This window comes from Methylococcus mesophilus, assembly GCF_026247885.1.
GTDB lineage: Bacteria > Pseudomonadota > Gammaproteobacteria > Methylococcales > Methylococcaceae > Methylococcus > Methylococcus mesophilus.
Genome location: NZ_CP110921.1, coordinates 3830844 through 3845942, shown reverse-complemented (window position 1 = coordinate 3845942; position 15099 = coordinate 3830844). Strand labels below are relative to the sequence as shown.

The 15099-nt window shown below is 60.6% G+C and carries 14 protein-coding genes and 5 tRNA genes; all 19 read right to left on the bottom strand.

Annotated features, from left to right (window positions below):
• Positions 1 to 65 precede the first annotated feature (65 nt).
• On the bottom strand, positions 66 to 4142 hold the full coding sequence (rpoB, locus tag OOT43_RS18265; RefSeq protein WP_266022103.1) for a DNA-directed RNA polymerase subunit beta: 4077 nt from the start codon (positions 4140 to 4142) through the stop codon (positions 66 to 68).
• A 278-nt stretch (positions 4143 to 4420) separates the two neighbouring features.
• A complete protein-coding gene (rplL, locus tag OOT43_RS18260; RefSeq protein ID WP_266022102.1) occupies positions 4421 to 4798 on the bottom strand; it encodes a 50S ribosomal protein L7/L12 in 378 nt (125 codons plus the stop codon).
• 39 nt (positions 4799 to 4837) lie between these two features.
• Positions 4838 to 5365, bottom strand: a complete 528-nt coding sequence (rplJ, locus tag OOT43_RS18255) for a 50S ribosomal protein L10 (protein WP_266022101.1) — start codon at positions 5363 to 5365, stop codon at positions 4838 to 4840.
• Positions 5366 to 5580: 215 nt separating this feature from the next.
• Positions 5581 to 6276 carry a 50S ribosomal protein L1 gene (gene rplA, locus OOT43_RS18250; protein WP_266022100.1) on the bottom strand — a complete coding sequence of 232 codons (696 nt, stop codon included), beginning with the start codon at positions 6274 to 6276 and terminating at the stop codon, positions 5581 to 5583.
• Positions 6276 to 6707: a 50S ribosomal protein L11 gene (gene rplK, locus OOT43_RS18245; protein WP_010960362.1), complete on the bottom strand. Its 432-nt coding sequence runs from the start codon at positions 6705 to 6707 to the stop codon at positions 6276 to 6278. Before rplK ends, rplA begins: the two co-directional genes overlap by 1 nt.
• Before the next feature lie 95 nt (positions 6708 to 6802).
• A complete protein-coding gene (nusG, locus tag OOT43_RS18240; RefSeq protein WP_266022099.1) occupies positions 6803 to 7336 on the bottom strand; it encodes a transcription termination/antitermination protein NusG in 534 nt (177 codons plus the stop codon).
• A 12-nt stretch (positions 7337 to 7348) separates the two neighbouring features.
• Complete coding sequence (secE, locus tag OOT43_RS18235; RefSeq protein WP_266022098.1) at positions 7349 to 7723, bottom strand: preprotein translocase subunit SecE; 375 nt, start codon at positions 7721 to 7723, stop codon at positions 7349 to 7351.
• A 60-nt stretch (positions 7724 to 7783) separates the two neighbouring features.
• Positions 7784 to 7859, bottom strand: a tRNA-Trp gene (locus tag OOT43_RS18230).
• Positions 7860 to 7905: 46 nt separating this feature from the next.
• The gene (gene tuf / locus OOT43_RS18225; RefSeq protein WP_266021805.1) at positions 7906 to 9096 is read right to left on the bottom strand and encodes an elongation factor Tu; all 1191 of its coding nucleotides are present in this window, start codon (positions 9094 to 9096) and stop codon (positions 7906 to 7908) included.
• A gap of 59 nt (positions 9097 to 9155) precedes the next feature.
• A tRNA-Thr gene (locus OOT43_RS18220) sits at positions 9156 to 9231 on the bottom strand.
• Positions 9232 to 9261: 30 nt separating this feature from the next.
• A tRNA-Gly gene (locus OOT43_RS18215) sits at positions 9262 to 9335 on the bottom strand.
• Between the two features lie 17 nt (positions 9336 to 9352).
• Positions 9353 to 9437, bottom strand: a tRNA-Tyr gene (locus OOT43_RS18210).
• Between the two features lie 79 nt (positions 9438 to 9516).
• Complete coding sequence (pth, locus tag OOT43_RS18205; RefSeq protein WP_266022097.1) at positions 9517 to 10080, bottom strand: aminoacyl-tRNA hydrolase; 564 nt, start codon at positions 10078 to 10080, stop codon at positions 9517 to 9519.
• A 16-nt stretch (positions 10081 to 10096) separates the two neighbouring features.
• A complete protein-coding gene (locus tag OOT43_RS18200; RefSeq protein WP_266022096.1) occupies positions 10097 to 10702 on the bottom strand; it encodes a 50S ribosomal protein L25/general stress protein Ctc in 606 nt (201 codons plus the stop codon).
• Positions 10703 to 10751: 49 nt separating this feature from the next.
• On the bottom strand, positions 10752 to 11705 hold the full coding sequence (locus OOT43_RS18195; RefSeq protein ID WP_266022095.1) for a ribose-phosphate diphosphokinase: 954 nt from the start codon (positions 11703 to 11705) through the stop codon (positions 10752 to 10754).
• Positions 11706 to 11739: 34 nt separating this feature from the next.
• A tRNA-Gln gene (locus OOT43_RS18190) sits at positions 11740 to 11814 on the bottom strand.
• Positions 11815 to 11832: 18 nt separating this feature from the next.
• Positions 11833 to 12684, bottom strand: a complete 852-nt coding sequence (gene ispE, locus OOT43_RS18185) for a 4-(cytidine 5'-diphospho)-2-C-methyl-D-erythritol kinase (protein WP_266022093.1) — start codon at positions 12682 to 12684, stop codon at positions 11833 to 11835.
• Entirely contained in the window at positions 12681 to 13271 is a 591-nt protein-coding gene (lolB, locus tag OOT43_RS18180; RefSeq protein ID WP_266022092.1) for a lipoprotein insertase outer membrane protein LolB, read from the bottom strand. Before lolB ends, ispE begins: the two co-directional genes overlap by 4 nt.
• A gap of 17 nt (positions 13272 to 13288) precedes the next feature.
• A complete protein-coding gene (locus OOT43_RS18175) occupies positions 13289 to 14962 on the bottom strand; it encodes a tetratricopeptide repeat protein (protein ID WP_266022091.1) in 1674 nt (557 codons plus the stop codon).
• Positions 14963 to 15099 lie beyond the last annotated feature (137 nt).

Genomic DNA, 15099 nt, shown 5'->3' with positions numbered 1-15099 from the left:
TAAATCTCCCAGTCATCAATTCGGAAGGGCAGCCGCGAACGGCTGCCTGCTGCGCGCGGTGGCGATCAATCCTGCTCAAGCTCGATATTGATACCGAGCGAACGGATTTCCTTGATCAAGACGTTGAAGGACTCCGGCATGGCGGCCTCCATCCGGTGATCGCCGTCGACGATGTTCTTGTACATCTTGGTCCTGCCGTTCACGTCGTCGGATTTCACCGTCAGCATCTCCTGCAAGGTGTAGGCGGCGCCGTAGGCTTCCAGCGCCCACACTTCCATTTCGCCGAAACGCTGCCCGCCGAACTGGGCCTTGCCGCCCAGCGGCTGCTGCGTCACCAGACTGTATGGACCGGTGGAGCGCGCATGCATCTTGTCGTCGACCAGATGGTTGAGCTTCAGCATGTACATGTAGCCGACCGTCACAGGACGGTCGAAGACGTCGCCGGTGCGTCCGTCGAACAAAGTCGCCTGGCCGCTCTCGGGGAGATCGGCCAGTCTCAACATGGCCTTGATGTCTTGCTCCGTCGCGCCGTCGAACACCGGCGTCGCCATCGGCACACCGCCCTGCAGGTTGCCTGCGAGCTCCATGACTTCGGCGTCGCTCAGGCTGGCGATGTCCTCCTGCCGGCCGCTCAAGTTGTAAACCTGAGTCAGGAACGAACGTAGCTCTTCGATCCTGGCCTTGGCTTCCAGCATCCGCCCGATTTTCAGGCCCACACCTTTGGCTGCCCAGCCAAGGTGGGTTTCGAGCACCTGGCCGACGTTCATGCGCGAGGGCACGCCCAGCGGATTCAGCACGATGTCGACCGGCGTGCCGTCAGCCGAATACGGCATGTCTTCCACCGGCACGATGCGCGAAATCACGCCCTTGTTGCCGTGCCGTCCGGCCATCTTGTCGCCGGGCTGGATGCGACGCTTGACCGCCAGGTACACCTTGACCATCTTGAGTACGCCCGGCGCAAGATCGTCGCCCATGGTGATCTTGCGACGCTTCTCTTCGAGACGCTTCGCGATCTCCTCGCGCTGCTGGGCGATCTGCTCGGCGATCGCTTCGATCTGCAGATTGACGTCCTCGTCCTGCAGCCGGATCTCCAGCCATTGCGCGGGCTTGATCGAATCCAGGTATTCCCGGGTTACGGTAGCTCCGCGTTTCAGGCCGGCCGGCCCCAGGTCGGCCACCTTGCCCAGCACCATCTGCTCGGCACGCTGGTAGAAATCCTTCTCGATGATGCGGAGCTGGTCGTTCAGGTCCTTGCGGACCTTTTCGATCTCGGCCTCCTCGATCTGGCGGGCGCGTTCGTCCTTTTTCACGCCGTCACGGGTGAAGACCTGCACGTCGATGACCGTACCGTCCATGCCGGAAGGTACGCGCAACGAGGTGTCCTTCACGTCGGAGGCCTTCTCGCCGAAGATCGCACGCAGCAGTTTTTCTTCGGGTGTGAGCTGGGTTTCGCCCTTCGGGGTCACCTTGCCCACCAGGATGTCGCCAGCCTTGACCTCGGCGCCGATATAGACGATGCCGGACTCGTCCAGCTTGGCCAGCGCCGCCTCGCCGACGTTCGGGATGTCGGCGGTGATTTCCTCCGGCCCCAGCTTGGTGTCTCGGGCGACGCAGGTCTTCTCCTCGATGTGGATGGTGGTGAAGCGGTCGTCCTGCACCACCCGCTCCGAAATCAGAATCGAATCTTCGAAGTTGTAGCCGTTCCAAGGCATGAACGCGACCAGCAGATTCTGGCCCAGCGCCAATTCACCCATGTCGGTGGACGGACCGTCCGCCAGAACGTCATTGCGGGCCACCACATCCCCCGGCTTCACCAGCGGCTTCTGGTTGATGCAGGTGTTCTGGTTGGAACGCGTGTACTTGGTCAGGTTGTAAATGTCGACACCCGGGACGCCCGCCTCGGTCTCGTCGTCGTTGACCCGGACCACGATGCGCCCGGCGTCCACGAACTCGACCGTGCCGCCGCGCTTGGCCACGACCGCGACTCCGGAGTCGCGGGCGACGATGCGCTCCATGCCGGTGCCCACCAAAGGCTTTTCGGTGCGCAGCGTCGGTACCGCCTGACGCTGCATGTTCGACCCCATCAAGGCACGGTTGGCGTCGTCGTGTTCGAGGAACGGAATCAGGGAAGCGGCGACGGACACGATCTGCTTGGACGATACGTCCATGTAGTTGATGTTCTCGCGCGAACCCAGCGTGAATTCGTCCTTGTGGCGGCACGAGACCAGATCGTCCTTGAGCATGCCCTGCTCATCGACCGAGGCGCTGGCCTGGGCGATGTAGTACTGGCCTTCCTCGATGGCGGACAGGTATTCGATTTCACCCGTCACCCGGCCATCGACTACCTTCCGATACGGTGTTTCCAGGAAGCCGTATTCGTTGGTACGCGCATACACGGCGAGCGAGTTGATCAGGCCGATGTTCGGGCCTTCAGGAGTCTCGATCGGGCAGACGCGACCGTAGTGCGTGGTATGCACGTCGCGTACTTCGAAGCCGGCGCGCTCGCGGGCCAAGCCGCCCGGCCCCAGTGCGGAAACGCGCCGCTTGTGGGTGACTTCCGACAGCGGATTGTTCTGGTCCATGAACTGCGAGAGCTGGCTGGAACCGAAAAATTCCTTGATCGAGGCCGCCACCGGCTTGGCATTGATGATTTCCTGCGGCATGAGACTGTCGGCATCGGGCAGCGACAGACGCTCCTTCACCGCCCGCTCGACCCGCACCAGACCGAGCCGGAACTGGTTCTCCACCATCTCGCCCACGGAGCGCACGCGGCGGTTGCCGAGATGATCGATGTCATCGACCGTGCCGCTGCCGTTACGGATGTTGATCAGCTCCTTCAACACCGCGATGATGTCGCCATTTTCCAGCACGCCCGGACCGGTCGGATCGGCTCGCCCCAGACGACGGTTGAACTTCATCCTGCCGACGGCGGAAAGATCGTAGCGCTCGGGGGAAAAGAACAGATTCTCGAAGAGGGTCTGGGCAGCCTCCTTGGTGGGCGGCTCGCCGGGGCGCATCATGCGATAGATCTCCACCAGCGCGTCCAGTTGCGTCTCGGTCAGATCGATACGCATGGTGTTGGAGACGTAGGGGCCGCGATCGAGATCGTTCACATAGAGGGTGCGGACCTCGGCAATGCCGGCGCCGACGAGACGCCCATAGACATCCTCGGTGACTTCCTGGTTCACCTTGGCGATGAGTTCGCCCGTCGTCGTGTCTACGACGTTGTGCGCGAGCATCTTGCCATACAGATAGTCCTTAGGAACGTCGAGCAGGCTCACATTTTCCTTTTGCAGCATCCGGATATGGCGCGCCGTGATCCGGTGATCCTTCTCGACCACGAGCTGATCACCGAGCCGAATATCGAAGCTCGCGATATCGCCGCGCAGACGCTCGGGGATCAACTCGAGCTGGATACCCGTGGGCGACAGCAGAAAACGATTGGTATCGAAAAATTCGCCGATGATCTGTTCATTGTCGTAACCCAGCGCGCGCAGCAGTACCGTTGCCGGCAGCTTGCGGCGACGGTCGATACGGACGTAAACACAGTCCTTGTGGTCGAATTCGAAATCCAGCCAGGACCCGCGGTACGGAATGATTCTGGCGTTGAACAGCAGCTTTCCCGATGAATGGGTCTTTCCCCGGTCGTGATCGAAAAACACGCCGGGCGAACGGTGCAACTGGGAAACGATCACCCGCTCGGTACCGTTGATGACGAAGGTGCCGTTGTCGGTCATGAGCGGAATTTCGCCCATGTAGATTTCCTGCTCCTTGATGTCCTTGACGACCTTCGCGTTCGCCGGTGCCTCCTTGTCGTAGACCACCAGGCGTACGAGCACGCGCAGCGGAGCCGCATAGGTGGTTCCGCGCTGCTGGCATTCCTTGACGTCGAACACCGGATCGCCCAGGCGATAGCTCACGTATTCGAGCACGATGTTGCCGGAATGGCTCTTGATCGGGAAAACCGACTTCAACGCAGCGTGCAAGCCTTCGTCGCTCCTACCGGCGGGCTGCCTCTCGAGTTGCAAAAATCGCCGGTACGAGTCAACCTGTGTCGCCAGAAGATAGGGGACTTCCAGCACGTCCTGGCGCTTTCCGAAACTCTTGCGAATTCGTTTTTTCTCGGTAAACGAGTAAGCCATGTTGGTTCCTGACCTGAGTTTGGTTTGCTTGAAATATCGTGAGCCTAGAGCCTTTGAGAGGCTGTGCCGGCAGTATCGTGGATATGCCTTGGCTGCCTTGACTCGTTATCGGGTTGCCACGTGTGATACGGAGGACGGCATAGCGGCATGGACGGAAGATCGGAGTCCACAAGGTAACCGATTCCGTAACAATCCGCAAACGCCGAAAGGCCGGCAGCGCAACGCTGCCAGCCTGAATCGAAGCTCTTCCTTAAAAGAAGCTGGTACGCAACGTTTCGTTACTTAACGTCGACAGCTGCGCCGGCTTCTTCCAGCTTCTTCTTGATGTCGTCCGCCTCGGCCTTGGCAATGCCCTCCTTGACGGTGGAGGGAACGCCCTCAACCAGATCTTTCGCTTCCTTCAGCCCCAGGCCGGTGATCTCGCGAATCGCCTTGATCACGTTGACCTTGTTGGCGCCGAAACTGGTCATGACGACGTCGAACTCCGTCTTTTCTTCGACCGCCGGAGCCGCTGCGCCTGCCGCTGCAGGAGCCACAGCAACTGCCGCCGCCGCGGACACGCCGAACTTATCCTCCATTGCAGAAATGAGATCCACGATCTCCATGACGGTCATGTTGGAAATAGTCTCGAGGATATCTTCTTTGGAAACTGCCATTGTCATTTCTCCGAAATTGCTTTTTGCCGGACCTGCGGGTTACGCGGCCTGCTTCTGATCCCGAACCGCCGCCACGGTGCGCACGAACTTCGCGTGCGGCTCCGCCAGGGTGCGGACGAATTTTTCGATCGGCGCCTTCATCGTGCCCATCAACATGCTGAGCGCCTGCTCGCGGTTCGGCAGCGATGCCAAACGCTCGAGCTCGGTAGGACCGTATTGTTTGCCGCCAACCGCCACCAACTTCACGACGAGCTTGTCGTTGGTCTTGGCGAATGCGCTGACTACGCGGGCCGCGGAGCCCGGATCCTCAAGGGAGAACGCGAGAATCAAGGGACCTACCAAGCCGTCCTGCATGCACTCGAAACTCGTGCCTTCAACGGCCTTGCGCGCCAAGGTGTTCTTGACGACGCGCAGGTAAACCCCGGACTCCCGCGCTTCCTTGCGGAGCCGCGTCAGAGCGGAGACACTCAGCCCCCGGTACTCTGCCGCAACTGCGGAGTGCGCTTGGGCGGCAACGGCTGCAACCTCGGCGACGACCACTTTCTTGTCATCGAGTCTCAGTGCCACTCGTTACCTCCAAATAAAGCTGAATAGTTTGGGAAACCATTCAGAGCCATGTCACCCCAGCCGAAGCTGGGACTCTTGTAACGGCTCCTTTCACCGATATTCGGCTTCAGTCACCGTCTGCGCAGGCTGGATCGATTAAGTGCACAAGGCACGCCTGCGGTCTTTGACGGTTACCGGAAACCCGGCAACCCAAAGTCACACAATTTGTTACGGTTCTACGCTGTCAGCGTGTTCTGGTCGACCGTCAAGCCCGGGCCCATGGTCGACGACACCGTGACCTTCTTGACATATACGCCCTTCGACGTGCTCGGCTTGAGTTTTTTGAGATCCACCAGCAAGGCTTCCAGATTTTCTTTCAGCGCCGCCGGCTCAAAGCTGACTTTACCGATCGTGCAATGGATGATGCCCTTCTTGTCGGTGCGGTAGCGGACTTGACCGGCCTTAGCGTTCTTGACCGCCGTGGCGACATCCGGAGTGACGGTGCCGGTCTTGGGATTCGGCATCAGTCCGCGCGGGCCGAGAATCTGGCCCAACTGGCCCACGACGCGCATGGCATCCGGCGCCGCGATGACGACGTCGAAATTCAGCTCACCAGCCTTCACCTGGGCACCCAGATCGTCCATGCCGACGATGTCCGCACCTGCCGCCAGGGCGGCCTCGGCATTCGCCCCCTGGGCGAACACCGCCACCCGAACCGACTTGCCTGTCCCATTGGGCAGCACGGTCGCACCGCGCACGGCCTGATCGGATTTGCGGGGATCGACGCCGAGATTGACGGCCACGTCCACCGACTCGACGAATTTGACGGAGCTGACCGATTTCAGGACATTCAGCGCTTCTTCGATCGCATAAGCCTTGCCGGACTGAACCTGTTCTTTGATCGACTTGAGCCGCTTGGTCAAACGAGCCATCACACACCCTCCACAATCAGACCCATACTGGTCGCGCTGCCCGCAATCGTACGCACGGCCGCGTCCATATCCGCCGCCGTCAAATCCGGCATCTTCATCTTGGCGATTTCCTCCAACTGGGCCCGCGTAACCGTTCCGACCTTGTCGGTGTTCGGCTTCGAGCTGCCGGATTTCAACCCGAGTGCTTTCTTCAGCAACACGGAAGCCGGTGGCGTCTTGGTGATGAACGTGAAGCTGCGGTCCGCATACACAGTGATGACGACAGGAAGCGGCAAGCCCTTCTCGACGTTCTGGGTCTGGGCATTGAATGCCTTGCAGAACTCCATGATATTGACACCGCGCTGGCCGAGCGCCGGGCCGACCGGCGGGCTCGGATTGGCTTCGCCAGCCTTGACCTGAAGCTTGATGTAGCCTGTGATTTTCTTTGCCATTTTCTGACTCCTATGGGTACGAACGCCTGTTAGGCTCCCCTAAATAAAAAAGGGCTCGCGACGGCAGCCACGGCCCCTGCTTGCAACCGCCTCGCCTAGCCTTTTTCGACCTGACCGAATTCGAGCTCGACAGGCGTGGATCGTCCAAAAATGAGGACGGAGACTCTGAGCTTGCTCTTCTCGTAGTTGACTTCTTCGACGACGCCGTTGAAATCCTTGAACGGACCGTCGACGACGCGAACGACTTCGCCGACTTCGTAAAGCACCTTGTGCTTGGGCTTTTTGACCCCTTCCTCTACACGGGCCAGGATCGCTTCAGCTTCGGCATCGGTGATCGGCGCGGGGTGGTCCGGCGTCCCTCCGACAAAACCCAACACCCTCGGCACGTCGCGCACCAGATGCCAAGTGTCGTCGTTCAACTCCATCTGGACCAACACGTAACCCGGGAAAAACTTCCGCTCGCCTTTACGCTGCTGGCCCTGCCGCATTTCCAGCACTTCTTCGGTCGGCACCAAAATCTTTCCGAAATAGTGCTCCAGCCCGGCTCGGACAACCCGCTCCTCCAAAGACCGCTTTACACGGTTTTCAAAGTTGGAATAAGCCTGGATAACGTACCAGCGTAGCGCCACGACCGCCCCCTCTTATCCGGTGATCGAGGTGATTGCCCAAAACAGGAGCATATCGAGCAGCCAGAGAAAAATCCCAACGAAGAAAACCAGCGCGACCACCATCAACGTAGCCTGAGCGGCCTCCTGCCTGGTCGGCCAAACGACCTTTCGGACTTCGATGCGCGACTCTCGGAAAAATCCGAGCAGCGACTGCCCCTTGGCCGTCGCCGAAACCAGCGCGACCGCCACAACACCGGCACCGACGACTCCAAGCGTACGGTAGACGACGGAATAATCGCTAAAAAAATAGTATGCAACGATGCCCGCGATTAGAAATACCAGCGCAAGAACAAGCTTGACGGTATCCAGACCGGAAGCACCGGACTCCGAAGTAGTTTGAGTAGACATGCGCCGGATCGTTATTAAAGTACGAGAGGGCACCCGCCAACGGGCGCCCACATCATGTAGTGGCAGGCCAGGAGGGGCTCGAACCCCCAACCTGCGGTTTTGGAGACCGCTGCTCTACCAATTGAGCTACTGACCTAAATGTTCGGGAGCGGGGCGAACCTGCCGTGTCCGCCCCGCCGCCTTTACTCGATGATCTTGGAGACAACGCCCGCGCCGACGGTACGGCCGCCTTCGCGCACTGCAAACCGCAGCCCTTCGTCCATGGCAATCGGCGCGATCAGCTTGACGATGACCTTGACGTTATCGCCCGGCATGACCATTTCGATCCCTTCCGGCAGCGTCACCGCGCCGGTAACGTCGGTGGTCCGGAAGTAGAACTGCGGCCGGTAGCCGTTGAAGAACGGGGTATGGCGACCGCCTTCTTCCTTGGACAGGACGTAGATCTCGGCTTCGAAGTGGGTGTGCGGGGTGATGCTGCCGGGCTTGGCCAGCACTTGGCCGCGTTCGACGTCTTCGCGCTTGGTGCCGCGCAGCAGGACGCCGATGTTGTCGCCTGCCTGACCTTGGTCGAGCAGCTTGCGGAACATTTCCACGCCGGTGCAGGTGGTCTTGGTCGTGGCTTTGATGCCGACGATTTCGATTTCTTCGCCCACTTTGATGATGCCGCGCTCGACGCGCCCGGTGACGACGGTGCCGCGCCCGGAGATCGAGAAGACGTCTTCGATCGGCATGAGGAACGGCCGGTCGATGGCGCGCTCGGGCTCGGGGATGTAGTCGTCCAGGGCCTGCACCAGAGCTTCGACCGCCGGGACGCCGATCTCGCTGGTGTCGCCTTCCAGCGCCTTCAGGGCGGAACCTTTGATAATGGGGATGTCGTCCCCCGGGAAGTCGTATTTGGAAAGCAGTTCGCGCAGTTCCATTTCGACCAGTTCGACCAGTTCGGGGTCGTCAACCATGTCGGCCTTGTTCAGGAACACGACGATATAGGGGACGCCGACCTGGCGCGCCAGCAGAATGTGTTCGCGCGTCTGCGGCATCGGGCCGTCTGCGGCGGAGCACACCAGGATGGCACCGTCCATCTGGGCCGCGCCGGTGATCATGTTCTTGACGTAGTCGGCGTGGCCGGGGCAGTCGACGTGGGCGTAGTGACGTGCGGTCGATTCGTATTCCACGTGAGCGGTGGCAATCGTGATGCCGCGGGCGCGCTCTTCCGGTGCCGCGTCAATCTGGTCGTACGCCTTGAATTCGCCCCCGAACTTCGCCGCCATGCACTTGGTCAGGGCCGCCGTCAGCGTCGTCTTCCCATGATCCACGTGACCTATCGTTCCCACATTCACATGCGGTTTCGTGCGCGTAAATTTCTCTTTGGACATCCGCCAACACCCCTGATTCGGCTATTTCAATTCAGTCAAAAACGATATATAGAATACAATGGAGCCCATAACCGGACTTGAACCGGTGACCTCTTCCTTACCAAGGAAGTGCTCTACCGACTGAGCTATATGGGCAATTCAACCTTTGACACACCATTACAACACTGGAGCGGGTGATGGGAATCGAACCCACACCATCAGCTTGGAAGGCTGAGGTTCTACCATTGAACTACACCCGCGTACCACAAAATCCAATTGGTGGAGGGGGAAGGATTCGAACCTTCGAAGGCTGAGCCGTCAGATTTACAGTCTGATCCCTTTGACCGCTCGGGAACCCCTCCAAAGCGGAAAGCGTGCATTTTTCCAGAGTCTTATGATCGTGTCAAGCGACCGCGGACCATCTTAGCCCGGCGCGACAACTCAAACGTGCAAGCGGTTCATCGCCTGCTCGATATTTCCGGCCAGCAGATCAGGCAGGCACTCCAAGGCCTTGTCTATCACTCCAAAAATAGCTTGGCGCTCAGCGACAGACGGCGCGGCCAACACGTAGTCAGCCACCGCCATGGCCCCGGCCGGCCGGCCGATTCCGATCCTCAGACGCTGGAATCCGCCACTTCCCAACTGCGCCATGATGTCACGGAGACCGTTGTGCCCGCCATGGCCGCCGCCCCGCTTGATACGAACGAGCCCCGGCCCGAAGTCGAGTTCATCGTGAACCACCAGGATGTGCTCGGGCGCAATCTTGTAGAACTTGGCAAGCGCCGCCACCGCAAGCCCGCTCCGGTTCATGAAGGTCAGAGGCTCGAGAAGATGCATGGTCCCACCCACCTCCATCGTTCCGACGCGTCCGTGGAAACGGGACTCCTCCCGCAAGACGCAAGCGTGCGCGGCTGCCAGCCTGTCCACAAACCAAAACCCGGCATTGTGCCGGGTCCTGTCGTAAGCCGGCCCCGGGTTGCCGAGGCCGACGATCAGTTTGACCATACCCCGCCCGGAACGGTCAGCCAGCCTCGCCCTCACCGCCTTCCGCAGTGCGCGGCGCATGCACGGAAGCTACCGGGAGGTCATGGCCGGCACCCTGTGCGAGTGCGTGGATTTCGACGCCCACCGGCAGCTTGAGGTCCGACAGATGGATGATGTCCCCGATGTCAGCCTGGGCAAGATCAACCTCGATGTACTCGGGAAGATCCTTGGAGAAGCAGTCGACCTCCACATCCACCATGCTATGGGATACCACACCGCCTTTCTTGACGCCTACCGAGGTTTCCTGATTGACGAAGTGCAGCGGCACATGGACGCGGATCTTGTCAGCCGCATTGACGCGCAGAAAATCCATGTGCATCACGATGGGCTTGGCCGGGTGGCGCTGCACGGCTTTCAAAATAGCGCTCTCTTCACGACCGTCGAACCGGATCGTTAGGACGTGTGAGTACGTTGCCTCGTTTTCCAGGCTCTTGACGACCTTGTGATGCTCCAGCAACAGCGACACCGGCTCGCCGCTACCATAAAGCACCGCAGGGACCTTGCCGGCATGGCGCAGACGGCGGGACGCGCCTTTACCCAACTGATGTCGCAACTCGGCTTCAAATACGAAACTGCCTACCATCTCTTTCTCCAAAATACTCTAAGCAGATATTGAAAAACGGGGGCCGCGGTCAATCCACGTACAGCGAACTGACCGACTCCCCCATGGCGATCCGGCGGATCGTTTCCGCCAGCATTTCGGCAATGGTCAATTGCCGGATTCTGTCACAGGCCCGCGCACGCTCCTGCAGGGGAATCGTGTCGGTCACCACCAGCTCGTCCAGCATCGACGCCTCGATGTTATCGACGGCCGGACCGGAAAGCACCGGATGGGTACAGTACGCCACCACCCTTTCGGCGCCGTGCTCCTTCAAAGCCCCGGCAGCCTTGCACAAGGTACCCGCGGTATCGACGAGGTCGTCGACCATGACGCAGGTCCGCCCCCGGACGTCGCCGATGATGTTCATGACCTTCGCCTCGTTCGCGCGGGGACGGCGCTTGTCGATGATCGCGAGATCGGCGTCGTCGAGCCGCTTCGCCAGTGCCCTGGCCCTGACCACCCCGCCGACGTCGGGTGACACCACCATGAGGTCGGGATATTTCTGGCGCCAGACGTCGCCGAGCAGGATCGGCGAGGCGTAGACGTTGTCAACAGGCACGTCGAAAAAGCCCTGAATCTGATCGGCGTGAAGGTCGACCGTCAGCACCCGATCGGCACCGGCGGCGCAAATCATCTTGGCCACCAGTTTCGCAGTGATGGGAACCCTGGCGGAGCGAATGCGCCGATCCTGCCTCGCGTAGCCGAAATAAGGGATGACCGCGGTGATGACCGACGCGGACGACCGGCGCAAAGCGTCGATCATGACGAGAAGCTCCATGAGATTCTCGTTGATGGGCTGCGAGGTGGGCTGAATGACGAACACCTCGCGCCCGCGCACGTGCTCCTCGATCTCGACCGCAATCTCGCCGTCGCTGAACCGCCCTACGGTCGCCATGCCCAGGCGCATGTTGAGCTTGCGCACAACGCCTTCGGCAAGAGGGAGATTTGCATTACCCGAAAACACCATGAAGGAGGTGTCGGTCATCGTGCACTCCAGATATCGACGCAGACTAGGGAGTTGGCTGGGGCGCCAGGATTCGAACCTGGGAATGCCGGGATCAAAACCCGGTGCCTTACCGCTTGGCTACGCCCCAAAAATAAATGCAGAAAATCTATAGTTCGTTCAGCGCCTCGTACAGAGGCGACAGGTTGCGGCCGGACGCCACCACGGCCGTCCAGTCGCGGGACAAACCCTCGCATGCGGCCCTGGCCTCTTCCTCGCTGCCATGGACCGAAAATACGCAGGCGCCCGTGCCCGTCAGCCGGACATCCTGGGAATACCTCCCCAGTACACGCATCGCCTCGCCCACTACCGGGTATCGACGCACGACGGTATCCAGGCAATGATTCTCGTGGCTTCCCGCAAGGAAGTCGGCTATTTTGATGGGGTCGTTATTTCTTGTCAAATCGGGGGCGCCGAATATCTCGGCGGTCGAAACCTGGCACGGCGGCACGACTATGACGTACCAGGGCTCGGCCAGTTCCACGGTCTGCAGCATTTCCCCCACGCCTTCCGCCCATGCGCTCCGGCCGAACACGAAAATCGGCACATCCGCCCCCAGCCGGAGACCGAGGTTCATCAGTGTTTCCCGATCCAGACCCAGTTCCCACAAGCGGTTCAGCGCCACCAGCGTGGTCGCCGCGTCCGAGCTGCCGCCGCCCAGACCGCCCCCCATCGGCAGATTTTTCTCCACGGCGATGTCGACCCCGGCCGCCACGTCCGCGTAATCCTTGAGCAACCGGGCGGCGCGGACGATCAGATTCTGCTCCATCGGCACGCCCGCCAGTGACGCCTGCAACCGGATCTCGCCGGAAGCATTGGGCCGGAATTCGAGCCAGTCGCACAAATCCACGAACTGGAAGACCGTTTGCAGATTATGGTAGCCGTCGGCGCGGCGGCCCGTAATCCGGAGAGTGAGATTGAGCTTGGCGGGCGCAGGCAGGCGCAGAGAGGGCGGCTTCATGCTGGAGGACTCCCGACGGTCCACTCGTCCGCAAACAGCTTCAGTTTGAGCGAACGCCCCTGGATCAGTATCTTCTGCGGCAACACGAGCCGATCCCAGTCGCGATAGCGCTCGTAATCGAGGGACCATTCCGCCTGCTTCAGATGCTTAAGGCGGCCATCCGGATACAGATCCATTTCTTCGCTTGCCTCACCCGGCGCCGATACGCCCAAAACCCAGTAACGCAAGCTCTGCAGCGGAATGGAAAACCCCAGTTTTTCTTTCAGAAGAGCGTCGGGATCGCGGGAAATCCTTTCGTTCCCATTACCTTCGTTGATGAGAATCAGGTCGTCCTGGAGAACGATGGAAACCGTTCCCTGATTCAAGGGTCCGGAAACCAGCAAGCGATCCTGGCGCCCGTCATGCTCCCAGGCCAGGCTGGCCTGCCAGGCATCGTCCGGGGTCTGCACCGCGATGCGCCCTTCCAGCCGCCAACGCTCCAGGCCGGCCAAGTGCGCAGCATCCACCGCGGCAGGCCGAGTCTGCACCCCGGTGCAACCCTGCAGCCCCATGCCTATCGACAACAAGACCAGGACCGCTGCAGCCAATGAAATCCGATCGGGCATTACGGAGCCAGCAGGTCCGGATAGCGCGCCTTGATTCGCTGCATATCCTCGTGCTCAGGCGCCTTCTTCCAGGCCTCGCGCAGAATTTTCCTGGCTTCCTGGCGCTTTCCCGACTCCAACAGCACCTCACCCAGGTGCGATGCGATCTCCGGATCCTGAACCTTGCCGTAAGCCCGGCGCAGGTATTCCGCGGCTTCGGCATAATTGTGCAGCCGGTACTGCAGCCAGCCATAGCTATCGAGTATCGCAGGATCGTCGGGCTTGAGCCGGATCGCCCGATCCAGATATCCCTTGGCCTCGTCCAGCCGCTCGCCCCGCTCGACGAGCGTGTAGCCCAATGCGTTCAAGGCATTGGGGTCATCGGGATTCTTCTCCAGCAATTGGCGCAGATCGGCCTCCAGCACATCGAACCGGCCGACATTTTCCGCCACCAGGGCACGGGCATAGAGCAGATCTGCCTGCCCCGGCAACTCCGCCAGCGCCTCGGTCAACAGGTTGAAGGCGTCCTCAAACTCCCTGTTCTTGGAAAGCAATTCGGCCTCCAGAAGATACAGCCGAACCGACTCGTTCGGAAATCGCTTGCGGACGTCTGCCAGCCGCGTTCGCGCCTCCGTCAGCCGACCCAGGCTGATCAAGGCGGTGATGCCGTTCACGCGCGCGTCGAACTCGGTTGGTCCGGTCGTGACACGGTCGAACCAGCCCACCGCCTCGCTCAGCCTGCCCTTACGGGCATCAATGAGCCCCAGATAAAAGTAGGCCTGAACCCGCCATTTTTCAGACGTAGCCAGCCCTGTGAACTCGCGCCGGGCCGCATCGAGCTGGCCCAGGTCGATGAGCGCCAGGCCGAGCCCGAACCGCGCGTCCTGATTGCCGGGCTCCCGGGTTACGATATGCGCCAACTCGCGTCGTGCGCCTTCGATGTCGCCGGACTTGATGAGAAATTGCGAATAGATCAGGCGCAATCTGGCGTTGTCCGGATCGCGCTTGAGCGCCCGCTGAATCATGTCCCCGGCCGCAGCCGAATCGCCCATTTGCGCCATGACCTGCGCCTGCAGCACTCGGGCCCGGCTCCAGTCCGGGTGCAGCTTCAAGGCCTCCTCGGTTTCGTTCAATGCCCGCTGAAACTCACCCTGGTTGGCAGCGAGAAGGGCGGCTGAGAAATGAAGCTCCGCCATACCGGGGGACGCCCGAAGCAAGGCACCCATGAATTCCGCCGCGTCCTGTTTCGGCACCTCGCTTCCGAGCACCTTCACCAATTCGATGAGCGTATTTTCCAGATCAGCATCCGGCAGCGTCAGCAACACCTTCATCTGCGCCACTGCCTCATCGCGCTTTCCCTGCTTCAGGTAGAGCAGGGCGGCCATGCGGCGCGCCACTGCATTGCGGGGTTCGCGCTCCAGCCAGAGCGATACGCCCTCGATCGCTTCGGGATACTTTTTCACGAACAATGCGATCTGGGTCGCCCGCTCCGCGAGGCGTGCATCGCGCGACAGGCGCGCGGCCTGGAGATAATTCTCGAGCGCGACCTCGTACTGGCCGCGCTGGCCGGCCAGTTCCCCCGCCAACACCAGGTAGACAAGCTGGGACTTGGGCGTCAGCGGTTTGACCACCCCACTGATCTCGGCCTCGTCGTTCCAGAATGTTTCGTCTGCAGACTTGGTTCGATGGCCCACGCAGCCAAATGCCAGGGCAATCAACAGCAAACCCGGCAAAGTACCTGCACCGCCGGGCCAGAATTTTCGTATCCGAATTTTAGGCACTATCGTCCTGCGAGTTGCGCGTAGGAATTCAAAGGCTCGAGAGAGGAGCA